The 22,950-nt window shown below is 68.2% G+C and carries 20 protein-coding genes and 1 tRNA gene; 9 read left to right on the plus strand and 12 right to left on the minus strand.

Annotated elements, in window-relative coordinates; all coding sequences use genetic code 11:
- The first annotated feature begins 2 nt into the window (after nucleotides 1-2).
- Both GCU42_RS00440 and GCU42_RS00445 read left to right on the plus strand, forming a co-directional pair.
- A complete protein-coding gene (locus tag GCU42_RS00440) occupies nucleotides 3-4,178 on the plus strand; it encodes a translocation/assembly module TamB domain-containing protein (RefSeq protein WP_240309512.1) in 4,176 nt (1,391 codons plus the stop codon).
- Between the two features lie 57 nt (nucleotides 4,179-4,235).
- Nucleotides 4,236-5,612 (plus strand): amino acid permease, encoded by a 1,377-nt coding sequence (locus tag GCU42_RS00445; RefSeq protein ID WP_114228418.1) that lies wholly within the window; start codon nucleotides 4,236-4,238, stop codon nucleotides 5,610-5,612.
- A gap of 3 nt (nucleotides 5,613-5,615) precedes the next feature.
- Here GCU42_RS00445 and GCU42_RS00450 read toward each other — a convergent pair whose 3' ends face one another.
- The 5 genes from GCU42_RS00450 to map form a co-directional block, all read right to left on the minus strand.
- On the minus strand, nucleotides 5,616-6,581 hold the full coding sequence (locus GCU42_RS00450; RefSeq protein ID WP_114228345.1) for a PilZ domain-containing protein: 966 nt from the start codon (nucleotides 6,579-6,581) through the stop codon (nucleotides 5,616-5,618).
- Nucleotides 6,582-6,643: 62 nt separating this feature from the next.
- Complete coding sequence (gene glnA / locus GCU42_RS00455) at nucleotides 6,644-8,062, minus strand: type I glutamate--ammonia ligase (RefSeq protein WP_114228344.1); 1,419 nt, start codon at nucleotides 8,060-8,062, stop codon at nucleotides 6,644-6,646.
- A gap of 138 nt (nucleotides 8,063-8,200) precedes the next feature.
- A complete protein-coding gene (locus GCU42_RS00460) occupies nucleotides 8,201-8,413 on the minus strand; it encodes a helix-turn-helix domain-containing protein (RefSeq protein ID WP_205214997.1) in 213 nt (70 codons plus the stop codon).
- Between the two features lie 14 nt (nucleotides 8,414-8,427).
- Complete coding sequence (locus GCU42_RS00465; protein WP_114228343.1) at nucleotides 8,428-8,766, minus strand: P-II family nitrogen regulator; 339 nt, start codon at nucleotides 8,764-8,766, stop codon at nucleotides 8,428-8,430.
- A 63-nt stretch (nucleotides 8,767-8,829) separates the two neighbouring features.
- Nucleotides 8,830-9,660, minus strand: coding sequence for a type I methionyl aminopeptidase (gene map / locus GCU42_RS00470; RefSeq protein WP_114228342.1), 831 nt, complete (start codon nucleotides 9,658-9,660; stop codon nucleotides 8,830-8,832).
- Nucleotides 9,661-9,707: 47 nt separating this feature from the next.
- On the opposite strand from map, the gene GCU42_RS00475 reads away from it, so the two are divergent.
- Both GCU42_RS00475 and GCU42_RS00480 read left to right on the plus strand, forming a co-directional pair.
- Nucleotides 9,708-11,153, plus strand: a complete 1,446-nt coding sequence (locus GCU42_RS00475) for a S41 family peptidase (RefSeq protein WP_114228341.1) — start codon at nucleotides 9,708-9,710, stop codon at nucleotides 11,151-11,153.
- A gap of 44 nt (nucleotides 11,154-11,197) precedes the next feature.
- Nucleotides 11,198-11,956 carry a competence/damage-inducible protein A gene (locus tag GCU42_RS00480; protein ID WP_114228340.1) on the plus strand — a complete coding sequence of 253 codons (759 nt, stop codon included), beginning with the start codon at nucleotides 11,198-11,200 and terminating at the stop codon, nucleotides 11,954-11,956.
- Here the strand turns inward: GCU42_RS00480 and GCU42_RS00485 are convergent.
- From GCU42_RS00485 to GCU42_RS00500, 4 genes are read right to left on the minus strand one after another with little or no spacing between them, the layout of a single operon-like run.
- The gene (locus tag GCU42_RS00485; RefSeq protein WP_240309511.1) at nucleotides 11,929-12,186 is read right to left on the minus strand and encodes a hypothetical protein; all 258 of its coding nucleotides are present in this window, start codon (nucleotides 12,184-12,186) and stop codon (nucleotides 11,929-11,931) included. The two genes, GCU42_RS00480 and GCU42_RS00485, sit on opposite strands and share 28 nt — an antisense overlap.
- Nucleotides 12,187-12,224: 38 nt before the next feature.
- On the minus strand, nucleotides 12,225-12,590 hold the full coding sequence (locus tag GCU42_RS00490) for a DUF4440 domain-containing protein (RefSeq protein ID WP_114228338.1): 366 nt from the start codon (nucleotides 12,588-12,590) through the stop codon (nucleotides 12,225-12,227).
- A gap of 30 nt (nucleotides 12,591-12,620) precedes the next feature.
- Nucleotides 12,621-13,868, minus strand: coding sequence for an MFS transporter (locus GCU42_RS00495; protein ID WP_114228337.1), 1,248 nt, complete (start codon nucleotides 13,866-13,868; stop codon nucleotides 12,621-12,623).
- Between the two features lie 2 nt (nucleotides 13,869-13,870).
- Nucleotides 13,871-15,775 (minus strand): CocE/NonD family hydrolase, encoded by a 1,905-nt coding sequence (locus GCU42_RS00500; protein ID WP_114228336.1) that lies wholly within the window; start codon nucleotides 15,773-15,775, stop codon nucleotides 13,871-13,873.
- Nucleotides 15,776-15,999: 224 nt separating this feature from the next.
- On the opposite strand from GCU42_RS00500, the gene cyoA reads away from it, so the two are divergent.
- Genes cyoA through cyoD form a run of 4 tightly spaced genes read left to right on the plus strand, consistent with a single transcriptional unit; the run spans nucleotide 16,000 to nucleotide 19,880 of the window.
- A complete protein-coding gene (cyoA, locus tag GCU42_RS00505) occupies nucleotides 16,000-16,821 on the plus strand; it encodes a ubiquinol oxidase subunit II (protein WP_246165635.1) in 822 nt (273 codons plus the stop codon).
- Nucleotide 16,822: 1 nt separating this feature from the next.
- Complete coding sequence (gene cyoB, locus GCU42_RS00510; RefSeq protein WP_114228334.1) at nucleotides 16,823-18,826, plus strand: cytochrome o ubiquinol oxidase subunit I; 2,004 nt, start codon at nucleotides 16,823-16,825, stop codon at nucleotides 18,824-18,826.
- A complete protein-coding gene (locus tag GCU42_RS00515) occupies nucleotides 18,823-19,491 on the plus strand; it encodes a cytochrome (ubi)quinol oxidase subunit III (RefSeq protein WP_114228333.1) in 669 nt (222 codons plus the stop codon). The genes cyoB and GCU42_RS00515 overlap by 4 nt, the downstream gene beginning before the upstream one ends.
- Complete coding sequence (gene cyoD, locus GCU42_RS00520; protein WP_114228332.1) at nucleotides 19,488-19,880, plus strand: cytochrome o ubiquinol oxidase subunit IV; 393 nt, start codon at nucleotides 19,488-19,490, stop codon at nucleotides 19,878-19,880. The genes GCU42_RS00515 and cyoD overlap by 4 nt, the downstream gene beginning before the upstream one ends.
- Nucleotides 19,881-19,882: 2 nt before the next feature.
- Here the strand turns inward: cyoD and GCU42_RS00525 are convergent, their stop codons facing one another.
- Together GCU42_RS00525 and GCU42_RS00530 are read right to left on the minus strand one after the other, a co-directional pair.
- On the minus strand, nucleotides 19,883-21,259 hold the full coding sequence (locus GCU42_RS00525) for an ATP-binding protein (protein WP_240309510.1): 1,377 nt from the start codon (nucleotides 21,257-21,259) through the stop codon (nucleotides 19,883-19,885).
- Nucleotides 21,260-21,262: 3 nt separating this feature from the next.
- Nucleotides 21,263-21,925: a response regulator gene (locus tag GCU42_RS00530; RefSeq protein ID WP_114228415.1), complete on the minus strand. Its 663-nt coding sequence runs from the start codon at nucleotides 21,923-21,925 to the stop codon at nucleotides 21,263-21,265.
- A gap of 103 nt (nucleotides 21,926-22,028) precedes the next feature.
- Here GCU42_RS00530 and GCU42_RS15200 point away from each other — a divergent pair, with 103 nt between their 5' ends.
- On the plus strand, nucleotides 22,029-22,709 hold the full coding sequence (locus GCU42_RS15200) for a hypothetical protein (RefSeq protein WP_162789288.1): 681 nt from the start codon (nucleotides 22,029-22,031) through the stop codon (nucleotides 22,707-22,709).
- Between the two features lie 144 nt (nucleotides 22,710-22,853).
- Here GCU42_RS15200 and GCU42_RS00540 read toward each other — a convergent pair.
- Nucleotides 22,854-22,927, minus strand: a tRNA-Gly gene (locus GCU42_RS00540).
- Nucleotides 22,928-22,950: the final 23 nt, after the last annotated feature.

The following is a 22,950-nucleotide window of genomic DNA, read 5'->3' on the forward strand; positions in this document are numbered from 1 at the left end:
AAGTGGACGACGTCGACCACACAGCGCCGGTGCGAGTCGTGCGGGTGCGGCGGCCGTGGTGGCAGCGGCTGCTGACCGAGCTTGCAGTGCTGGTCGCCTTGCTCGGGCTTCTGGCGGCGGTGGCGGTAGCGATCCTCGACAGCGCGCCCGGCCACCGCTGGGTGGCCGACCGTCTTGCCGAGCAGGAAACGGCGACCGGGCTCAAGATCCGGGTCGGGCGGATCGACGGGTCGCTGTTCGGCGTCATGCACCTGCGCAACGTCGCGGTGGCCGATACGCGCGGGGTATTCCTGACCAGCCCCGACATTGCGGTGGATTGGGCGCCGGGCGCGTGGCTCTACCGCAATCTCCACATCGATAGCGTCGACGCGCAACGGGTGACGCTGGTGCGCTTGCCCGTCACTCGCCCGAGCCTGCGCCGCGGACCGCTGCTGCCGGATTTCGACATCGAACTCGGCAGGTTGAGAATCGCGCGGCTTGAGCTGCTCAAGGGCGTCACGGGAACGCCGCGGATTGGCACGGTGGACGGCCGTGCGGTGATCCGCGCCGGCCGGGCGATGGTCGATCTCGACGCGCGGCTGAGCGGCGGCGGCGATGCGCTGATGCTGCGGCTCGACGCCGAGCCCGACCGTGACCGCTTCGATCTCGGGCTGAACCTCGCGGCGCCGGCCGACGGGCTGGTGCCGGCGCTGACCGGTATCCGCCGACCGCTCGGGGTGCGGATCGCCGGGGCGGGGCAGTGGTCGAAGTGGAACGGCGTCGGCGAGATGGACGTCGCCGGCAAGCCGTTCGCGCGGCTGCGGCTGGCGGCGACGAGCGGGCTTTACCGGCTGCGCGGGCAGGCCGCTCCGACGCTGTTGCTGAAGGGACGGCTGGCGCGGCTGACCGCACCGCGGGTCGCGATCGACGGCGAAGGCCGGCTCGCCGACCGGGTGCTAGACGGCCGGCTGACGCTGGCCTCGGCGAGCCTGCGGGCGGTGGCGCGAGGCGGGGTCGACCTTGCCGGCGGTGCTTACCGGCAACTTCGGCTGGGGGTCGATCTGCTGCGGCCCGAGGCGCTGTTCGGCAACATGCGAGGGCGCCAGGTCCGGCTGGTGTGGACGCTCGACGGCGCCTTCGACCGCGCCGCCTACAGCTACCGGCTGACCTCGCCCGGAGTGACGTTCGACAACACCGGCTTCACCGACGTCCGCGCCGAGGGGAGGGGGCGATTGACCCCGTGGCCGATGCGCGTGCCGCTGCGGCTGGCGGCACGGGCGATCACCGGCATCGGCAATGATGCGAGCGCGATCCTCGCTAATGCCCGGCTCGAGGGGATGCTCCAACTCACCTCGCAGGCGATCCGCGGCGATCGGCTGCGGCTGACGAGCGACAAGCTCAGCGCCGACCTGTCGCTGCTGATCGACCTCGCGACCGGCCGCTTCGACGTCCTCGTGAACGGCGGGCTCGCGCGCTATTTCATCCCAGGGCTGGGCGTGGTCGACGTCACCAGCCAGTTGCATGTCGAGCCGGGCCCGGGCGGCCACGGCAGCCGGGTGGTCGGGACCGGACGAGCGCAGGTCCGGCGGCTCGACAACGCCTTCTTCCGTTCGATGACCGGGGGGCTGCCACGGATCGAGGCGCGGCTAGAGCGCGGCCCCGATGGCGTCCTCCATTTCCCCGAGCTGCAACTGTTCAGCCCCAAGCTGCGGCTGTCGGGAAGCGGCTATCGGCGCAAGGACGGAACCTTCGTCATCGACGCGACCGGGCGACAGGCCGAATATGGCCCGGTGCGATTGCACCTCGACGGGCCGATCGAGCGGCCGCGGATCGAGCTATTGCTGGCGCGGCCGAACGACACGCTCGGACTCAAGGACGTGCGGCTGTCGCTCATGCCCAACGGGCGCAACTTCGATTTTCGCGCGGCAGGGGGGTCACGGCTGGGTCCGTTCACCGGCAGCGGGTCGCTGCTGCTCCCGCCGGGCGGCGATGCGACCATCGCGATCGCCGCGCTCGATGTGGCCGGGACGCGGGCGAGCGGGCAGCTTCAGCCGGTCGGCGGCGCACTGGCCGGGCAATTGGCGCTGACCGGCGGCGGGCTCGGCGGCCGGCTGCTGTTTGCCCCGGCCAGCGGCGGGCAGCGGATCGAGGCGCATCTGCAGGCGAGCGGCTTCGCCAGCGCCGGGCCGCCCGCGCTCGCGGTGCGCGAAGGCGAGCTCGATGGAGTGATCCTGATCGTCGCCGGGCGCACCAGCGTGAACGGTACATTGAGCGCGCGCGGCCTCGAGACGACGGGCGTGAGCCTTGCCCGCCTGACCGCCTCGGCCAGTCTCACCGACGGCCGCGGGCAGGTCCGCGCCAACTTCGCCGGACGCCGCGGCAATGCCTTCCAGTTCGCCGCCACCGCCGATGTCGCCCCTGAACAAATCACGGTTCGCGGCAACGGCGCGATCGAGGGGCGGGCGCTGGCGCTGACCAGCCCGGCGGTGCTCACCGCCACCGCCGACGGGTGGCGCATCGCGCCGACCCAGCTACGCTTCGCCGGCGGCAGCGCGACCGTCGCCGGGGCTACCGGCCGCAACCCGCAGTTGAGCGCCGACCTGTCGGCCATGCCGATGAGCGTGCTCGACCTCATCTGGCCCCGGCTCGAGCTGGGCGGGGTCGCCTCGGGGCGGCTCGCCTACGGCTGGAACGGCGGTCGCCCGCACGGGCAGATAAACGTCACGGTGCGTGGGTTGAGCCGGGCCGGGCTGGTGCTCGCCAGCCAGCCGATCGACGTCGGCATCGCGGCGGTGCTCGACGGCAGCCAGGCGGGAATGCGCGCGGTCGCCGTCAGCAACGGCCAGACCATCGGCCGGGCGCAGGCGCGCTTCGCCCCGTTGAACGGCGACACGCTGATCGCGTCGCTGATGAACGCCCCGCTGTTCGCGCAGCTGCGCTATTCCGGTCCTGCGGACACGCTGTGGCGGCTGTCGGGGACCGAGCTGTTCGACCTCTCCGGCCCGGTCGCGATCGGCGCCGACGTCCGCGGCTCGCTGGTCGACCCGCAGATCCGCGGCTCGCTCCGCACCACCCAGGCCCGGCTCGAAAGCGCGGTCACCGGAACGGTCATCACCGACCTGGCGGCGAGCGGCAATTTCGTCGGCTCGCGGCTGGTGTTCCAGCAGTTGCAGGGACGCACGCCGGGTAACGGGACGATCGCCGGCGCGGGCTCGGTCGACTTAAGCGGCGGTCGACCGGCGCTCGATCTCCGGTTCCAGACGAAGGCGGCGCGCATCCTCGCGCGCGACGACATCGCCGCCGACGTCACCGGCCCGCTTGCCATCCGCTCGGACGGGACGGGCGGGACGATCAGCGGTGACCTCAGCCTCAACCGCGGCCGCTTCACCCTCGGCCGGGCGAGCGCCGCCGCCGCGGTCCCGCAGCTCGCCGTCCGCGACGTCGGGATCGACAGCGACGCGGTGATCGAGGAGGCCGAACTCAAGCCCTGGCGGCTCGACGTCGGGGTGCGCGGCGGCGAGCTGACGGTGCAGGGACTCGGCATCGACAGCCGCTGGACGACCGACCTCAGGGTCGGCGGAAGCGTCGCGGCGCCTCGCTTCACCGGCACTGCGGGCCTGGTGCGGGGGAGCTACGACTTCGCAGGGCGCAGCTTCCGCCTCAGCCGCGGCACTATCCGCTTCCGCGGCGAGAGCCCGCCCGACCCGCAGCTCGACATCGCCGCCGAGGCGCAGATCCAGGGCCTCGACGCCAGCGTGGTCGTCCGCGGCACCGGCCTCAAGCCCGAGATCAGCTTCACCTCGGTCCCGCAACTGCCGCAGGACGAGCTGCTCAGCCGGTTGCTGTTCGGCACCTCGATCGCCAACCTGTCGGCGGGCGACGCGCTGCAGCTGGCGGCGGCGGTCGCGGGCCTGCGCGAGGGCAGGAGCGGGAGCCTCGACCCGATCAACGCGATCCGTCGCGCCGCCGGGCTCGACCGCCTCCGCATCCTCCCCGCCGACATCGCGACGGGCCAAAAGACCGCGATCAGCGCGGGCAAATATCTAACCCGCAAATTGTTCGTCGAGGTGATCACCGACGGGCAGGGCTACAGCGCGACGCGGGTCGAATATCAGGTCACCCGCTGGCTCTCGCTACTGTCGAGCATCTCGACGATCGGGCGGACCAGTGCCAACGTGCGGGTGAGCAAAGATTACTGAGGGGGTCACGGGGTGAAGCACTGGAATTTCCGCAAGGCGGTGGTCGCCCGCGAGGACATGGCCGAGCATCATCGGCTCGCGCAGACGCTGTCGTGGCCGCACCTAGTCGCGTTGGGCGTGGGGGCGATCGTCGGGACCGGCATCCTGACCCTGATCGGCGTCGGCGCCGGCAAGGCGGGCCCGGCGGTCATCCTCAGTTTCGCCATCGCCGGCATCATCTGCGCCTGCGCCGCGCTGGCCTATGCCGAGGTGGCGACGATGATCCCCGCCTCGGGCAGCGCCTACACTTATTCCTACGTCGTGTTCGGCGAGCTGATCGCCTGGATGATCGGGGTCGCGCTGATCCTCGAATATAGCCTGGTGGTGAGTGCGGTGGCGGTCGGCTGGTCGGGCTATGCCGCCGGCTTCCTCGAGCGGATCGGGATGGCGCTGCCCGCCGCAATCATCAAGGGACCCGAGCTCGGCGGCCTCATCAACCTGCCGGCCGTCTTTATCATCTGGGTGGTCGCCGGACTGCTGATCGCCGGCACCCGCGAGAGCGCGACCCTGAACGCAATCCTGGTGCTGGTGAAGCTCGCCGCGCTCGCTCTGTTCGTCGCGGTCGCGCTGCCGGTGTTCGACGCCGCCAATTTCACCCCCTTCATGCCCAACGGCTTCCCGCGCAGCGGCGCGGCCGGGAGCGAGGTCGGGGTGATGGCCGCCGCAGCGATCATCTTCTTCGCCTTCTACGGCTTTGACGCGATCGCCACCGCCGCCGAGGAAGCCAAGAACCCCGGCCGCGACCTCGCGATCGGGATCGTCGGCTCGATGGCGCTGTGCGTCGTCATCTACATGGTGATTGCCACGGCCGCGATCGGCGCGGTGCCGGTGGCGAGCTTCGCGCACAGCGCCGAGCCGCTCGCGCTGGTGCTGAGCGAAATCGGCCAGCCGTGGGCGGCGCGGCTGCTCGGCGCGTCGGCGGTAATCGCGCTGCCGACGGTCATCCTCGCCTTCTTCTACGGGCAGAGCCGGATCTTCTTCACCGTCGCCCGCGACGGGCTGCTGCCGCCGGTGCTGGCGCGGGTGTCGAGCCGGGGCACGCCGGTCCGGATCACCGTCTTCACCGCCGCCGTGGTGTCGGTGGTCGCGGGCATCTTCCCGCTCGACGAGATCGCCGCGCTCGCCAACGCCGGCACGCTTGCCGCCTTTATTGCGGTGTGCGCGGCGATGCTGGTGCTTCGCCGCCGCGATCCCGCCGCCGAGCGCAAGTTCCGCGCGCCGGCCGCATCGCTGATCGGCGTGGGCGGAATTCTCGGCTGCCTCTACCTCTTTTATAGCCTGCCGCAGAAGACCCAGCTGTTCTTCGTCATCGCCCAGGCGATCGGCGTGGCGCTCTACTTCCTCTACGGACATCGCGCCGCTGCGCGGGCGCGCGCCGAAGGAACCGTCGGCTAGTATCTAGCGAGCGAGCGACCGCTTGAGCTGGGCGACGCTCAGCCGACCCCATTGCGACGCCCACGGAGAACTGTGGCGGTCGTCCTGCTTGAGGTAGTCGGGCTTCACGTAGGTATCGCAGGCAACCTGCGGCTTGGCGGCCGACAGGCGCGCAAGGTCGAACGCCGCGGTGAAGGCCAGCCCGTGCTGGTCCCCGTGGCTCCAGCTGACCTGGCCGAAGACATGGCCCGCACCCTCGCCGAGGTCGAGCATCACTTCGGCCCCGATCGGAAAGGCAGTCGTCGATTCGATCAGCGCGCCGCTGGTCGAGATGTTGCGCAGCCGGACCTTGTGGCTGTCGTGGTCGAAATGAACGTGGCCGTGCCAGATCATCGGGTGCCGCATCTCGTCGCGGCGCGCCTCGTCGCGGTCGGGCAAAGCGGGGGCGATCACCGCCTCTGGCTCGGCGACAACCTCGTCAACGACAACGGGTAGCGGGTCGGGATTGGCGGCGACGTCGGCGAAGCTCTTGTCGAGCACCTCGCGGAGCAAGGCGTCGCAGGTCGCCTGGTCGGCCTCGATATGCGTCTCATGCGCGAATTCGAGCCCGACGCGGCCGTTTTTGATCCACCGCACCGCGCAATCGATCTTGCCGCGCGGGTCGCCGCCGGCGAGTTCGAGCACGAGCTTATCCCACAGTTTCACTGCCGCATCGGTCTCGATCATCGCCCCGCCGCTCGACAGGTTGATGAGCTTGACGCTGAATTTCTTGCGCTTGTGGCGGATGCTGATCGGCGCCTCGCGGGCAAGCCGATGGCGATCGTCGTAGCGATGGTCGGCGGCGCGGACTTCCTCGCGCGGGATGACCACCTCGCGCAGATTCTCGTCTTCGGCGGCGGGCGCATTGCGTCCGTCGCGCGAAAGTTTCGGCTTGAAGAGATACGCTGCCGGATCGTCAGCGGACTGAATGCGGTTCCGGAAATCGTTCATCGAGCAAGACCCTGCGCGCCTGGGTGAACACCTTTCATAGGCGCGCAGGGTTAAGGGGATGCTTACATCGAATAATACATGTCGAATTCGACCGGGCTCGGCGTGGTCTCCCAGCGCATCACTTCTTCCCACTTGAGATCGATGTAGGCGTCGATCTGGTCGGCGGTGAAGACGTCGCCCTTCAAGAGGAAGTCCTTGTCGGCGGCCAGCGACGACAGCGCTTCGCGCAGCGAGCCGCAGACGGTGGGGACGTTGACCAGCTCGGCCGGCGGCAGGTCGTAGAGGTTCTTGTCCATCGCCTCGCCCGGGTGGATGCGGTTCTGGATGCCATCGAGGCCGGCCATCAGGATCGCGGCGTAGGCGAGGTAGGGGTTGGCCATGGCGTCGGGGAAGCGGAATTCGACCCGCTTCGACTTTTCGCCCGCGCCATAGGGGATGCGGCACGAGGCAGAGCGGTTGCGGCTGGAGTAGGCCAGCAGGACCGGCGCCTCGAAGCCCGGAACCAGCCGCTTGTAGCTGTTGGTCGTCGGGTTGGTGAAGGCGTTGAGCGCCCGAGCGTGCTTGATGACACCGCCGATGAAGTAGAGCGCAGTCTCGCTCAAACCCGCATAGCCGTTGCCGGCGAACATCGGCTTGCCGCCCGACCAAAGCGAGAAGTGGGTGTGCATGCCCGAGCCGTTATCCTTGGCGATCGGCTTGGGCATGAAGGTCGCGGTCTTGCCGTAGGCGTGGGCGACCTGGTGGACGACATATTTGTAGACCTGCATCCGGTCGGCGGTCTGGACCAGCGTGCCGTAGGTCAGACCGAGCTCATGCTGGGCGGCGGCGACCTCGTGGTGGTGCTTGTCGCAGGGCAGCCCCATTTCGAGCATGGTGGAGACCATCTCGCCGCGGATGTCGACCGCGCTGTCGACCGGAGCGACGGGGAAATAGCCGCCCTTGGCGCGCGGACGGTGGGCGAGGTTGCCGCCCTCATACTCGCGGCCGGTATTGGTCGGCAGCTCGATGTCGTCGAGCTTGTAATAGCTGACGTTGTAGCCGTCCTCGAAGCGGACGTCGTCGAACATGAAGAATTCGGCCTCGGGGCCGACGTAGGCGGTGTCGGCGATGCCGCTCGCCTTGAGGTAGGCCTCGGCGCGGGTCGCGGTGGAGCGGGGGTCGCGGGCGTAGAGCTCACCGGTGGCGGGCTCGACCACGTTGCAGACCAGGATCATCATCGGCGTCGCCGAGAAGGGGTCGACATAGACCGCCTCCAGATCCGGCTTCAAAATCATGTCGCTCTCGTTGATCGCTTTCCAGCCGCCGATCGACGAGCCGTCGAACATGAAGCCGTCGTCGAGCATGTCCTCGTCGACCGCCGAGGCGACCATGGTCAGGTGCTGCCACTTGCCCTTGGGGTCGGTAAATCGAAGGTCGATCCATTCGATTTCCTCATCCTCGAGGCGCTTCATGATGCTGTGAGCGGTCACCTTGTCGGCCATGACGAATCCTTCGCGAGAAATGCACTGGCGGTGCGTGATGGCGGGAGCGATTCCAGCCCGGCGGGTCAGGGTCGAGTCGGGCGTGAAGACTTCACGCGGGAATTGAGGGAACTTGTCCCGCTGTGGCGCGAAGGCCCGTCAATAAGCTCGGCGCTGGGCTTGGAGCAGCATCCGCAGCAGCATGGCGACCGGCCGCGGCACCCCGACTTTGCCCTCGAGCCACAGCGATACCGCCGAGCGGCTGACCCCGATCGCCTCGGCCAACTCGGCCTGAGTGCGATAGCCGAGGCCGCGCATGTGGGTGCGCAGCTCTTCGGGGCTCATCGAGGCGAGGCGGGGATCGGGGGCCATGTTACGCCGGTTCCTTAGAGTGCGTCATGCCCCCGGTCGCCGGTCCGGATGCGGATGGCGTCGGCGACGTCGAGCACGAAAATCTTGCCGTCGCCGATCCGGCCGGTCCGTGCCGCGGTCATGATCGCCTCGACCACATTGTCGGCAAGGCTGTTCTCGACCACCACCTCGATCTTCACCTTGGGCAGGAAGTCGATCACATATTCGGCGCCGCGGTAGAGCTCGGTATGGCCCTTCTGGCGGCCGAAGCCCTTGACCTCGGTGACGGTCATCCCGCTCACCCCGACCTCGTGCAGCGCGTCCTTTACGTCATCGAGTTTGAACGGCTTGATGATGGCTTCGATCTTCTTCACCGGCGCTGCGCTCCCTCGCTCGGGCAAGCATAGAGCGAGGCGAGGCCGTCAAGCAATCCGCGCTCAGGCGTAGGGCGGCTTGTCGAACCCGCCCGGGCTCAAGGTAAAGATCTCGCAGCCGTCCTCAGTGATCCCGATCGAATGCTCGAACTGAGCGGAGAGCTGGCGGTCGCGGGTGACCGCGGTCCAGCCGTCCTCGAGAATTTTAGCGTCGGCGCGGCCGATGTTGATCATCGGCTCGACCGTGAAGAACATGCCCGGGCGGAGCTCGGGGCCGGTCCCGGCGCGGCCGGCGTGGACCACTTCGGGGCTGTCGTGGAACAGGCGGCCGAGGCCGTGGCCGCAGAAATCGCGGACCACCGAATAGCGCTGCTTCTCGGCATGGGTCTGGATCGCCGCACTGATGTCGCCCATCCGGTTGCCCGGCTTCGCCTGCGCCAGGCCGAGCATCAGGCATTCGTAGGTGACGTCGACGAGGCGCTTGGCCTTCACCGACACGTCGCCGACGAGGTACATGCGGCTGCTGTCGCCGTGCCAGCCGTCGAGGATCGGGGTCACGTCGATGTTGACGATGTCGCCGTCCTTGAGCGCCTTGTCGGCCGGGATGCCGTGGCAGATCACATGGTTGATCGAGGTGCAGCAGCTGTGCGTGTAGCCGCGATAGCCGAGCGTCGCGGGCACACCGCCGGCGGCACGGATGCGCTGATAAACGAAGTCGTCGAGCTCGGCAGTGGTCACCCCCGGCTGGACCAGCGGCACCAGCGCGTCGAGCACCTCGGCGGCGAGCTGGCCGGCCGCACGCATTCCGGCGAAGCCGTCGGGCCCGTGCAGCTTGATGACCCCGTTGCGCGCTTCGCTACGGTCTTCCGCCCCAATGGTGATATATTGCGTCATGCCCGATACATAGGTCGGCGACGAGCCAAAGTCATGGGGGCCGAGCGATGCAGCGACGCAGCTTTCTGGCGGCCGGGACCGCGGCGGCGCTCAGCGGGTTGGCCGCGCGCAGCTGGGCCGCCGCCGGGCCGACCGCGGGCGATCTCGCCGGCGACGTCGCCATCCTGCGCGAAGCCTTGAAGCTCCATCCGGGCCTCTATCGCTACAACACGCCCGCCGCGTTCGAGGCGAAGCTCCAGCGCTTTGCCGCCGAATTCGTCCGCGCAGCCGACCAGGACGGCCGCTACCTCGCGCTGACCCGGCTGACCGCGCAAATCCGCTGCGGGCACAGCTACGGCAATTTCTTCAACCAGAAGAAGGTAGTCGCGGCGGCGCTGTTCGACCGCCCGACGCGGGTGCCGCTCCACTTCGTCTGGCTCAACCGGGCGATGGTGGTCACCGCCGATCCATCGGGCAACATCCCACGCGGCAGCCGGGTGGCACGGCTCAATGGAGCCGATCCGGCGGTGTTGCGCGATCGGTTGCTGCCGCTGATCCGCGCCGACGGTCACAACGACCTCAAGCGAATCTCGCTGCTCGAGGTGCGTGGCGACGACCGGATCGAGACCTTTGACGTGTTCCAGGGTCTGGTCGCCCCGCCCCTCGGCGGTGAGCATCGGCTCGAGTTGGTCGAGCCGGGCGGAAGGCGGCGGACGGTCGCGTTGCCGGCAATCGGGCTCGCCGCGCGTCAGGCGCAGATGGCGCCTGAGGCGGCGAGCGACAGTGCGCCGCGCTGGCAATGGGCGATGCGGTCCGACGGCGTCGCGGTGCTGACCATGCCCGGCTGGGCGCTGTGGGGCAGCAAATGGGATTGGAAGGGCTGGCTGAACGAGCGGCTCGACAGCCTGTCAGGCGCCAAGGGCCTCATCGTCGACCTCCGCGACAACGAGGGCGGCGAGGATTGTGGCGACCTGATCCTTGCCCGCCTGATCGACCGATCGTTCACTCCGCCAGGCATTGAGCAGCGCATTCGCTTCCGCCGCACACCGCCCGCGATCGACAAATATCTCGACACCTGGGACGACAGTTTCCGCACCCTTGGCGTCAATAGCCCGCCACTGCCCGGCGGCTTCTTTCGCCGTTCCGCGAGCGAAGACGCACTGGTGATCGAACCCGCGGGCAAGCGCCTGCCGGCGGCGGTCGCGGCGTTGATCGGACCTGTCTGCAGCAGCGCCACGTTCCAGTTCGCCAGCAACCTGCGAGCGATGCGCGGCGGCACTTTGGTCGGACGTCCCACCGGCGGCAACCGTCGCGGGATCAACGGTGGTTGCTTCTTCTTCGTCCGCCTGCCGGCCAGCGGGCTCGAATTCGACCTGCCCCTGGTCGGCTATTTCCCGACCACGCCCCAACCTGACGCGGGCCTGCTGCCCGATATCGCCGTAGCACCGACCGCTGCCGACATCGCCGTTGGACGCGACGTGGCGCTGGAACGCGCGGTGAAGGCGCTGACCTGAAGCGCAGGCTTGTCGCTCGTCTGGCCGGGGCCTAGGTCGGGCCAATGACGTCGCCTCGTACCTGGACCGCCGCCCTGCTGATCATCGGCGACGAGATCCTGTCGGGGCGGACGCAGGACAAGAATGTCGCGCAGATCGCCAGTTGGCTCAACGTGCAGGGCATCCGCCTGAGCGAGGTGCGGGTGGTGCCCGACGTCGAGGCGCGGATTGTCGCGGCGGTGCAGGCGCTGCGGCAAGAAAGCGACTATCTCTTCACCACCGGCGGCATCGGGCCGACCCATGACGACATCACCGTCGATGCGATCGCCGCGGCGGTCGGGGTGGGGGTGGTCGTCCATCCCGATGCGCGCGCAATCCTCGAGCGCTATTACGCCACCCGCGGCGGGCTGACCGAGGCGCGGCTGCGGATGGCGCGGGTGCCGGAGGGGGCCGAGCTGATCGTCAATCCGGTCAGCGGCGCGCCGGGCATCCGCTGGCAGAACATCTTCATCCTCGCCGGGGTGCCGCACATCACTGCCGGGATGCTGGCCGGGCTGACCGGCCAGATCGAGGGCGGGCGGCCGATCGTCAGCGTGACAGTCGGCGCAATGGCGCCCGAGAGCGAGGTCGCCGACCTCCTGCGTGAGACCGAGCGCTCTACCGCCGGGGTCAGCATCGGCAGTTACCCCTTCTTCCGCGAGGGCAAAACCGGCGCCAATTTCGTGGTGAGGTCGGAGGACGGCGAACTCGCCCAGGCCACCGCCGACCTCCTCGCCGCCAGCCTCGAAAGCGCCGGCTATCCGGCGGTGCCCGGCGGGATCTGAAGCCCGGCGTACCAATCGGCATAGGGCGTGTTCTTCGCCAGGTGCCGGTTCCAGTCCGGGTCACCATCGTCCCACCACACCGGCCCGCGCTCGCCCAGCGCGCGCTTGGTGCGATCGACCTCGGCGCGATCGCGGGAGCGCCGCGCGGCCATCAGTTGCTTGACGAGGCTTTCGCGCTCGGCCGGATCGAGCGCCGGATTGGAGCGGCGCCACAGCCGCCCCCGAACCACGAAATAGCGGCCGTCGGGGGTGACGGGATAATCGGCGCTCAGGCGTCCACCGTCGCCTTGGGCGGGACGACCTGGCTGTGCTGCACCACTGTCCAGTCGTCATGCCCGCGCCGCATCATGGTCGAACTGGCGAAGCATTTGTAGGTTTCGTTCCCGCGCTTCGCCTCGACCTGATAGCCGATCACGATCAGCCCTTCCTCGGGGCGCATCACCTTTTGGTCGGAGAAATTGACCTCGTCCCAGCGCGGCGTCTGCTTGACCGCCGCCTTGGCCTCATCACGCGAAAAGAGGAACGGTTCGGCGGGCAGCGCCATCACCACATTCTCGTCGACCAGGCGATCGTACACCTCGTCGCCGCCGTGCCAGAGCTTCTCTTCCATTTCCCAGATGCGCGCGTCTTCCATGGGTCGTCTCCGTCGAACCGTCTGACGCTTCTAACGTGCGGCAGCGGACGCGGGTTCAGCCGGATCGACGTGACGTTTCGGCACTAGGCCCAATGCCGCAAAAGTCAGCCCGGCGAAGGCGGCGGCGATCACGAACGGCGCGCCGGGGAAGTGCCGGCCGCCGGCGGTGAAGTGCGCCAGCGCCGGATTGTAGAGCAACGGCGCGATCACTGCGCCGAGCGACATCACGCTCCCGCCGATGCCCTGGATCTCGCCTTGCGCGTTGGCGGGCACCCGCTGGCTGAGCATCGCTGACAGCGATGGCTGGACCAGGCTCTGCAGCGCCATGAACGGCAGGATGGCGAAAGCGACCACGGTCGAAGTGGCGAGCGCAAATCCGACGAACCCGCCGAGCGCGGAGAGGAGCCCGACCTGCGCGGTGCGCCGCTCGCCGAGGCGGTAGACGATGCGGCCGGTCAGCGCCCCCTGCACGGTTGCCATCAGCACGCCCACGGCGGCCAGGCTCGCGCCGACGATGGCCGGGGTCCAGCCGAAGGCGGCGACGCCCCAATAGGCCCAAATGCTCGGGTAGACGAGGCTGGCGATCTGCCACAGCAGGTAGCAGGCGACCACCGGCTTCAAGGCCGGCGTGCGGGCAATGACCCCGAGCGCGCCGAGTGGATTGGCACGCCGCCAGTCGAACGGCCGGCGAAGCTCGGGTCGAAGCGTCTCGGGAAAGACGGTCAGGCCGTAGACGAAGTTGACCCCCGCCAGCACCGCCGCGGCGATGAACGGCGCTCGCGGGCCAAGTTCGCCGAGGAAACCGCCGAGCGCCGGGCCGACGATGAAGCCCAGCCCGAACGCCGCCCCGACGAAGCCGAACAGCCGGGCGCGGTCCCTGGGAGCGGTAATGTCGGCCAGCGCCGCCTGGCACGGCCCGTAGGTCGAGCCGAAAATTCCCGCGAGCAGTCGCCCGAGGAACAACAAGGGCAGGGTCTGTGCGACCGCCATCAGCAGATAGTCGATGCCGAGGCAGGCAAGGCAGCCGAGGATGATCTTGCGGCGTCCGAAGTGGTCGCCGAGGTTGCCGATGGTCGGCCCGAGCAGGAATTGCGCCGCGGCATAGGTGAGCGCCAGCCAGCCGCCGATCCGCGTCGCCTGCTCGATCCCGGTATGGCCGACATCCATCACCAGCCGCGGCAGCACCGGAATGACGATCCCGAACCCGATCGCGTCAATCAGGATCGTCACCAGCACGAACGCCGCAGCGTGCGGCCGGGGCGGAGCGGGGTCAGGCATCCCTATTGCGCACGGACCACCGGCAGCCACACCGCGCTCGCCTGCTCGCCGCCGCGCTCGAGCGTCACGGTCGCGGCGCGATAGTCACTCTTCTTGGCGAGGAAGATGTTGGGGACGAAGGTTTGCGGGTTGCGGTCGTAGAGCGGGAACAGGCTCGACTGGACCTGCACCATGATCCGGTGACCCGGCTGGAACACATGGTTCACCGTCGGCAGGCGGAAGCGATAACGCTGGACCTGGCCGGCGGGGATCGCGGTCGGGTTGGAGAAGCTGTTGCGATAGCGCCCGCGGAAGATGTCGAGGCTGATCGGCAGCTCGTAGCCGCCCATCTTTGTGTTGGTTGCGACCTCGTCGGGATAGACGTCGATCACCTTGACTACGAAGTCGCCGTCGGTGCCGGTGGTCGCCGCATAGATGTCGGCCATCGGCGGGCCCGACACCCGCACCGGCGCCGTCAACACCGGGCTGGTGTAGGTCATGACGTCGGTCCGCCCGTCGACTCCGCGTTGGTCGCTGACCAGCCAGTCGCCCCAGCGGCCGTCGTCGAAATTGACCGGCCGCGGCAGGTGCGGGACGGGCTTGGCGGGATCGGAGACGTAACTGTCGCCGCCGACTGCGCCCTTGTCCCAGCCGAGGCTGCCGCCTTCGCGCAAGTAGATGGGCGTCAGCGGCGCGGCGCAGCCGGCCTCGCAGGCGAGCGGCCACTGGGCCAGCCGGTCCCAATGATTCTCGCCGGTGTTATAGATCGCCGCCTGCGGCAGGTTCGCCGGCGGACCGTCCTTGAGATACTGGTTGAACAGCGGCAGCACCATCTGCTCGCGGAATTGCTGGGCGGTGTCGCCGTTCCAATCGAGCGGGCCGAGGCTGCGGCCCTCGCGATTGACCTGGCTGTGTCGCCACGGTCCCATCACGAGGTAGTTGTTGCCGAGCTTGCCGGCAGCTTTGAGCGCCTCCCAGCTGTGGATGGCACCGTACATGTCCTCCTGGTCCCACAGCCCCTGTTCCCAGATGGTCGGGACATTGGAGGGGTTGGCGGCGAGCAGCTTGTCGAGCGCTTGGCCCTGCCAGAATTCGTCATAGGCGGGATGCGCGACCATTCGCTGCCAGAAGGGCAGCTGATCATAGCCCGACTTCTTCGCCCAGTCGCCGGCCGAGCCGACGGTGCGGAAATTGTCATAGTCGTCGTAGCCGCCGCTCGGCGGGGCGGCGCCGTCGCCCTTGTAGCCGGTCTGGCTGCCGATCCAGCCGATGTTGGCGAGGCGGAAGGCGCCGTAATGGAACCAATCGTCGCCCATCCAGCCGTCGACCATCGGGCTCTCGGGCGCGGCGACCTTGAGCGCGGGGTGGGGATGGAGCAGCGCCATCACGACCGTGAAGCCTTCGTAGGAGGAGCCGATCATTCCGACCCGCCCGTTCGACTGGGGCAGGTTGCGCTTGTTCACCAGCCAGTCGATCGTGTCGTAGGCGTCGGTGACGTGGTCGACCTTGGTATTGTTGAGCCGGCCGATCACCGGGCGGGTGACGACATATTGCCCTTCCGAGCCGTACTTGCCGCGCACGTCCTGATAGACCCGGATGTAGCCGGCCTTGACGAACATCTCGTCGGCTAGCGGCAGGGTCGAGAGCATCGACGGGCTGTCCATCCGCTCCGCCCTGCCCTTGGCGTTGTAGGGCGTGCGCGTCAGCACGATCGGCGCGTTGACCGCATTCTTGGGGATGACGATCACGGTGTAGAGACGGGTCCCGTCGCGCATCGGGATCATCTCTTCGCGCTTGATATAGTCGCGGTTGTCGGTCGGCGGGGTGAACTTGGCCGGGATGTCGCCGCGCGGCGGTGCGAGTAGCTGGGCCGGAGCGGCCGTGGCGGCCAGTGACAGCGAGGCGAGGAGCAGCAGCTTGAGCTTCACGAGGGCACGACTCCGTTCCGACAGGATGTGAGGCGCGCAGGTAGAGCCCTTCGTCGCCGACTGCGCAACATTACGAAGCCGCCATTGGTCGAAGAGCCGGGTCGCACATCCCGCCAAGCAGGCCTAAGGACAGCGCCGTGACCACCGATCGCGCCAGCTCGTCGAGTCGCCAGGCCCTAGTGCCGAGCCTGGCACTGCTCTTGTGTGGTTGCTCTTCGGCCAGCGTGCTCGACCCCGCGGGACCGGTCGCCGACGCCAATCGCACCATCCTCGTCAACGCGACGGTGATCATGCTGGCGATCATCGTGCCGACGATCATCGCCACGCTGGCGTTTGCCTGGTGGTATCGCGAAGGGAACACTCGCGCCGACTACAAGCCTGACTTCGTTTATTCGGGACGGGTCGAACTGCTGGTGTGGTCGATTCCGCTCCTGACCATCATGTTCCTCGGCGGGGTGATCTGGATCGGCAGCCATCAGCTCGACCCGCACAAGCCGCTCCCGGCCAAGTCCGCCCCGCTCGAGGTGCAGGTGGTCGCGCTCGATTGGAAATGGCTCTTCATCTACCCGGCGCAGGGGGTTGCGACGGTCAACGTCCTGCCACTCCCCGCCGGGGTGCCGGTCCACTTCAAGCTGACCTCGGCCAGCGTCATGAACAGCTTCTTCATCCCCCGCCTCGGCAGCCAGATCTACGCGATGAGCGGGATGCAGAGCGAGCTCTGGCTGCAGGCCGACAAGCCCGGCCGCTATCCCGGCGTATCCGCCCATTTCAGCGGCGATGGCTTCTCGCACATGGGATTCCAGGCGGTCGCCATGCCGCCGCAGCAATTCGCCGCCTGGACGGCGCAGGCGCGGGCAGGGGGCCGGGTGCTGGACGCGCGGACCTATCCGCTGCTCGCCCGCCAGAGCCAGAACGTCGCGCCGTTCACCATCGGCCAGGTCCAGCCGAACCTGTTCGCGGCGATCGTCGACCAGACGCTGCCGCCAAGCCAGGGACCGATCGCCGGCCGCGGCGGTCCGCACGTCAAGGAAAACGGGGGCGAGTAGGATGTTCGGCAAGCTCACCTGGGCGGCGATCCCCTTCGATCAGCCGATCCCCCTCGTCGCGGGGCTGCTGGTTGGCGTCGTGCTGATCGGCACGCTTGGTTGGATCACCTGGGCCGGGCATTGGCGCTATCTGTGGGATGAGTGGATCACGTCCGTCGACCACAAACGGATCGGCGTCATGTACGTCGTTCTCGCGCTCGCCATGCTGATCCGCGGCTTCGTTGACGCGATCATGATGCGTTCGCAGCAGGCGCTGGCCATCAATGCGCCGGGCTTCCTGCCGCCAGAGCATTACGACCAGCTCTTCTCGGCGCACGGGACGATCATGATCTTCTTCGGCGCGATGCCGTTCATCATCGGTCTGATGAACTTCGTCGTACCGCTCCAGCTGGGCGTGCGCGACGTCGCCTTTCCGACTCTCAATTCGGTGAGCTTCTGGCTGACCGCGGCGGGCGCACTGCTGGTCAACGTCAGCCTGGTGGTCGGCGAGTTCGCGCGGACCGGCTGGCTCCCTTACGCGCCCCTGTCGGAGATGAACTACTCGCCCGGGGTCGGGGTCGATTATTATCTGTGGGCGATCCAGATTTCGGGCGTCGGCACGCTGATGGCCGGAGTCAATTTCGTCACCACCATCCTCAAGCTGCGCGCCCCCGGCATGGGCTATTTGCGGATGCCAATGTTCTGCTGGACCGCGCTCGCCTCCAACCTGCTGATCGTCGCCGCCTTCCCGATCCTCACCGCGACGCTCGCGATGCTGACCCTCGACCGATACCTTGGCTTCCACTTCTTCACGAACGACGGCGGCGGTAACGCCATGATGTTCATGAATCTGATCTGGGCCTGGGGTCACCCGGAAGTCTACATCCTGATCCTGCCCAGCTTCGGGGTTTTCTCCGAAGTCATCTCGACCTTCAGCCGCAAGCCGCTGTTCGGTTACCGCTCGATGGTCGCCGCGACTCTGTTCATCTGCGTCGTCTCCTTCATGGTTTGGCTCCACCACTTCTTCACCATGGGGGCGGGGGCCGACGTCAACGCCGCCTTCGGCATCGCCACCTCGATCATCGCGGTCGGGACGGGCGTGAAGATCTTCAACTGGCTGTTCACCCTCTACGGCGGCCGGATCCGTTTCTCGACCCCGATGCTGTGGTCGCTGGGCTTCATGACCACCTGGATCGTCGGCGGGATGACCGGCGTCCTGCTGGCGGTGCCGCCGGCGGACTTCCAGCTTCACAACAGCATGTTTCTCGTCGCCCACTTCCACAACGTGATCATCGCCGGGGTGCTGTTCGGCTCCTTCGCCGGGCTGACCTTCTGGTTCCCCAAGGCGTTCGGCTTCACGCTCGACGAGAAATGGGGTCACTGGGCCTTCTGGCTGTCGATCACCGGCTTCATCGTGGTCTTCACGCCGCTCTACATCCTCGGCTTGGACGGCATGACCCGGCGGCTGCAGAGCATCGACAATCCGGCGTGGGAGCCGTGGCTGCTGGTCGCGCTGGCCGGCATCGTCATCATGCTCGCCGGGGTCGCCGCGCAGGTCGGCCAACTGGTCGTCTCGATCCGCAATCGCGAGCAACTGCGCGACCGCACCGGCGACCCGTGGGATGGGCGCAGCCTCGAATGGTCGACCACCTCGCCGCCGCCGGTGTTCAACTTCGCGGTGCTTCCCGACGTCCGTGGCGAGGAGGCCTATTGGGAAATCAAGGAGCGCGCATTTGAGCAGCAGCAACTGTCCCCGCGGCCCGACTATCAACCCATCCACATGCCTCGCAACAGTCCGACCGGCGTGGTCTGCGCCTTCTTCGCCAGCTTCACCGGCTTCGCCTTGATCTGGCATATCTGGTGGCTGGTGGTGGTGAGCCTGATCGGCGCCTACGCCACCTTCGTGGTCTTCGCCTGGCGCGACCATGACGAATATGAAATTCCCGCCGACGAGGTCGAGCGGCAGGACCAGCAACGCCGCGCCGAGCGCCAGCGCTGGCTCGACCAGGGACGTGAACTCGCATGAGCGCTCCTTCTGCTCGCCCGCGCGACCCCTACCAGCTCGGCCACGGGCACGAGCATGGCCACGGCCACCATGCCGCGACCGGCCATGGCGAGGGCGGTCCTGCCTCCAAGCGGATCACCACCGCCTACGGTTTCTGGATCTTCCTGCTCAGCGACTTCGTCATCTTCGCCGGTTTCTTTGCGGCCTACGCCGTGCTGCGCGACCAGACCGCCGGCGGCCCGGCGATCGGCGGCATCGTCGATCCCTCGCGCGTCGCCTGGCAGACGGCATTGCTCCTGCTGTCGAGCTTCACCGCCGGGCTCGGCAGCCTCGCCGCCGCCCGCAAGAATCTGCTGTGGAGCGAGATCGCGCTGCTGGTCACCGGCCTGCTCGGCTTCGGCTTCCTCGCGCTCGAGTTCGCCGAATTCGCCAAGATGATCCACGAGGGCGCCGGGCCGGATCGCAGCGCCTTCCTCTCGTCCTTCTTCGCGCTGGTCGGCTGTCACGGGCTGCACGTCTCGGCCGGTCTCCTCTGGCTCGGCACGATGATGGCGCAATTGTGGGCCAAGGGGTTCCGCGCCGACATCGAGCGGCGGCTGCTCTGCTTCAACCTCTTCTGGCACGCGCTCGACATCATCTGGGTGGCGATCTTCACCATGGTCTATCTGATGGGATTGGTGGCATGACCGAAGAGCAGACCGGCAGCGACGACCATGACGTCGCGCCCGGCGACGACACCGACAGTGGCGAACTCGGCGGCGGACTGACCGGCTACATCGTCGGGCTGGCGCTGGCCGCCGGCCTCACCGCCGCCAGTTTCTTCATCCTCAAGTCGAGTGTCATCTGGCAGCCCGCCATCCCCGCTGCGCTGATCGCGCTGGCGATTGCCCAGATGGGCGTCCACCTAGTCTTTTTCCTCCACGTCACCAGCGGTCCCGACAACACCAACAACGTGCTGGCGCTGGCCTTCGGGGTGCTGATCGTCGGGCTCGTGCTGCTGGGCTCGATGTGGATCATGGCCCACCTCAACCATCAGCTGATGCCGATGGGCGAGATGATGAAGCGGATGCGCTGACGCTAAGCCTGCGGCGTTGCCGGCAGGTCGAGCGTGACCCGCAGGCCGCCGGCGGGGCTTTCGTCGAGGGCGATCGTCCCACCATAGAGCCTCGTCAATTCGGCTGCGATCGTCAGGCCGAAGCCATAGCCGTCCTCTTGCTGGTCCAGTCGCAGGCCGGGTGCGAGAACGCGGTCACGATCGGCGGCGGGAATGCCTGGCCCGTCGTCGTCGATCGTCAGCCGGACGCGGCGCGCATCGGTAGCGTCGGCGGCGGCGCTGATTCGGACCTCGCCGCAGGCGTGGCGGGCGGCATTGTCCAATACATTGCCGACCAGCTCGGTGAGATCGTTGCTGTCCATTTGTACGGCCATCGGCACGCCGGCATCGACGATGAATCGAAGTCCCCGGCGGGCGTGAAGCCGACCGACCGTCGCGACCAGATCGGTCACCACCGGTCCCACCGCCGTCGCCGCTCGGCGGTCCGTCGCCAGACTTCGAGCGCGGGCCAGGTGATGGCGGATGGTGGCGTCGATCCGCGCCACCTGCCGCGCCCGGGCCGGATCGTCGCGGCATTCGAGTGCCAGTGCCGCTACGGGGGTCTTGAGCGCGTGCGCCAGATTGGCGGCTGACAGTCGGGCGGCGGCCAGCGCGGCGCGATTGTCGCGCGTCAGGGCGTTTAGCTCGGTTGCCAGCGGTTGGAGTTCGGCCGGTTGATCTTCGTCGACGGCGTCGATCGCGCCAGTGCGGATTGCAGCGACTTCGGCGCGCAGCCGCCGCAGCGGCCGCAACCCCAATCGTAGTTGCACGAGCAGCGCGAGTGCGAGAAGCGCGCCAAGCGCGGCCAGAGTAGCGAGCAGCGGAACAACCGCCGCCTGTAGTGGCCGTTCGATCACCGCCTGCGGCGCGGCCGCCGTGATCGTCACTTGGCCTGCCGACGTCGTCAGGGTGAGCTGGCGGGCGTGGACGCGCCGGTGATGCTCGTCGTGACCGTCGAGCACGGAAATGCCCTCAGCAAGCTGGGCTGGTGGCGCGGGCGGCTGGATCGCTTCGGGCGCGGGCGGCGGTGGCGGGGGAGGCGCGGGCGGGCGCGGCTTGGTCAGGATGGGAAAATCGTCCGAGGACCATTGCCCGTGCGGGCCAACGATCCGCCACTGCCAGTCAGGTCCGCGCTCAAGCGCTGCCACGCGCTGCCGGACCTGCGCCGGACTGACCCGCCCATCGGGCGCGACCGTGCTCGCTAACACCGCCAATTCGCTATCGAGCCGCTGGTCGAGCCCGGCGATCACGAACCGCGCCAGCACGCCCGAAATCGCCCATCCGGCAAGCAGCAGCGCCGCCAGCGTCGCCACCGCCGACAAGGCCAGCATGCGGCCCTCAATCGAAGTGGGGCGCTTCATCGCTCAGGCGGTCGCGGTCAGGCGATAACCGCGTCCACGGACCGTCTCGATCAGGGCGCCGCCGATCTTCTTGCGCAGCCGGCCGATGATGACTTCCAGGCTGTTTGGGCTGGCATCGACATCGCCCTCATAGACGCGCTCCATCAGCTCGAGCCGCTCGATCACCGCTTCCTTGCGCAGCATCAGTTGCGACAACACCCGCCATTCGAAGGCGGTCAGCTTCAGCGGCAGGCCATTCAACTCGAATTGGCCGGTCTGGCTGTCGAAGGTCAGCGGTCCGCAGCTGATCCGGCTCTGGGCATGTCCCGTGGAGCGGCGCACCAGCGCGCGCAACCGCATGACCAATTCCTCGATCCGGAACGGCTTGGTCAGATAGTCGTCCGCCCCCGCCTTGAACCCGGCGACCTTGTCGGGCCAGGCATCGCGAGCGGTCAGGATCAGGACGGGTAGGGAGCGGCCGGCCGCACGCCAGCCGGCGATCACCGACACGCCGTCTTGCTGCGGCAAGCCGAGGTCGACCACCGCGACGTCATAAGCCTCGGTATCGCCCAGATGCGCGGCGTCGATGCCGTCGGTAGCGAGGTCGACCGCGAAGCGCTCGTCGCGCAAGGCTGCCGCGATCGCCGGGCCGAGATCTCGGTCGTCTTCTGCCAGTAGGATCCGCACCATTTGCTCCTAAAGCTCCCTCGATAAACCGAAACCAAACCGCTTGGTTCAGTGGGGGTCGGCGGACGCGGCGTAGATGGCGGGCTCCACCAAAGGAGCAAGCATGATGAGAACGAGATTGCCCCGCCTCGGCACGGGCCAGAAATTGTCGCTCGCCGGGGTCGGCCTGGTTGCGCTCGGCGCGGCGGGTGGCGCCGGCGCGGTGTCGCTGACCCGCCCTCCGGTCGAGATGGCACCGACCGTCGTCACCGCAGCCGCCAAATTGCCCGCTTCAAGCGGCATCGTCAGCGTTCGCGGTAAGGTCGCCGAAGTCTATGGCGACCGCTTCGTCATCCAGGATCAGACGGGCAGGGCCATGGTCGACGGTGGCCGCGACTCGCAAGGCTATGCGCAGGTCGGCGCGCCGCTGCTGGTGCAGGGCCGCTATGCCGATGGACAGCTGAAGGCGCACTTCCTGGTGAATGCTTCGGGGCAAATCGCCGAGGTGGCGCCTCCGCGGCCGCCGCACGGACCGCGCGGGCCCGGCGGACCCCATGCTGGCCCAGGCGCTCCGCCGCCGCCACCGCCGCCGGGCGGCCCGCGCCTGGCGCCCCCGCCGCCGCCGTCTGGAGGTCCGGGAATGGCTCCTCCACCGCCGCCTCCGCCGGGCGGACCGGGCATGGCTTCGCCGCCGCCTCCGCCCCCGGGTGCCGCGCAAGGCGGCCGGATGGCACCGCCGCCGCCGCCGCCGCCAGCACAGGGCGCAGCGGCTCCCGCCGCTCCGCCGCCCCCGCCGAGTGCCTGAACGGAATGGGCGTCCAGCGATGGGCGCCCATTTTGCCAGGTCAGTCGCTTGTGGAAATTTAGTGCTGGGCGATTTGCGGGCTGGCGCCCCTCAGCTGCGCTTCGGGCGCTCCAACAGACAACATGCCCCCGGCATGTTGTCTGTTGGAGCGGGTAGCGGGAATCGAACCCGCGCGTTCAGCATGGGAAGCTGACAGGCTACCATTACATCATACCCGCCCACTTCCGTGGGCCTAGCGCCG

The organism is Sphingomonas ginsengisoli An et al. 2013, from assembly GCF_009363895.1.
Lineage (GTDB): Bacteria > Pseudomonadota > Alphaproteobacteria > Sphingomonadales > Sphingomonadaceae > Sphingomicrobium > Sphingomicrobium ginsengisoli.

Coding starts and splice junctions, on each gene's coding strand:
- GCU42_RS00475 (WP_114228341.1), top strand. CDS start 9,708: ATGCAGCGACGCAGCTTTCTGGCGGCCGGGACCGCGGCGGCGCTCAGC.
- GCU42_RS00525 (WP_240309510.1), bottom strand. CDS start 21,259: ATGAAGCGCCCCACTTCGATTGAGGGCCGCATGCTGGCCTTGTCGGCG.
- GCU42_RS00450 (WP_114228345.1), bottom strand. CDS start 6,581: ATGAACGATTTCCGGAACCGCATTCAGTCCGCTGACGATCCGGCAGCG.
- cyoB (WP_114228334.1), top strand. CDS start 16,823: ATGTTCGGCAAGCTCACCTGGGCGGCGATCCCCTTCGATCAGCCGATC.
- GCU42_RS00495 (WP_114228337.1), bottom strand. CDS start 13,868: ATGCCTGACCCCGCTCCGCCCCGGCCGCACGCTGCGGCGTTCGTGCTG.
- GCU42_RS00460 (WP_205214997.1), bottom strand. CDS start 8,413: ATGGCCCCCGATCCCCGCCTCGCCTCGATGAGCCCCGAAGAGCTGCGC.
- GCU42_RS00445 (WP_114228418.1), top strand. CDS start 4,236: ATGGCCGAGCATCATCGGCTCGCGCAGACGCTGTCGTGGCCGCACCTA.
- glnA (WP_114228344.1), bottom strand. CDS start 8,062: ATGGCCGACAAGGTGACCGCTCACAGCATCATGAAGCGCCTCGAGGAT.
- GCU42_RS00480 (WP_114228340.1), top strand. CDS start 11,198: ATGACGTCGCCTCGTACCTGGACCGCCGCCCTGCTGATCATCGGCGAC.
- map (WP_114228342.1), bottom strand. CDS start 9,660: ATGACGCAATATATCACCATTGGGGCGGAAGACCGTAGCGAAGCGCGC.
- GCU42_RS00515 (WP_114228333.1), top strand. CDS start 18,823: ATGAGCGCTCCTTCTGCTCGCCCGCGCGACCCCTACCAGCTCGGCCAC.
- cyoD (WP_114228332.1), top strand. CDS start 19,488: ATGACCGAAGAGCAGACCGGCAGCGACGACCATGACGTCGCGCCCGGC.
- GCU42_RS00490 (WP_114228338.1), bottom strand. CDS start 12,590: ATGGAAGACGCGCGCATCTGGGAAATGGAAGAGAAGCTCTGGCACGGC.
- GCU42_RS15200 (WP_162789288.1), top strand. CDS start 22,029: ATGATGAGAACGAGATTGCCCCGCCTCGGCACGGGCCAGAAATTGTCG.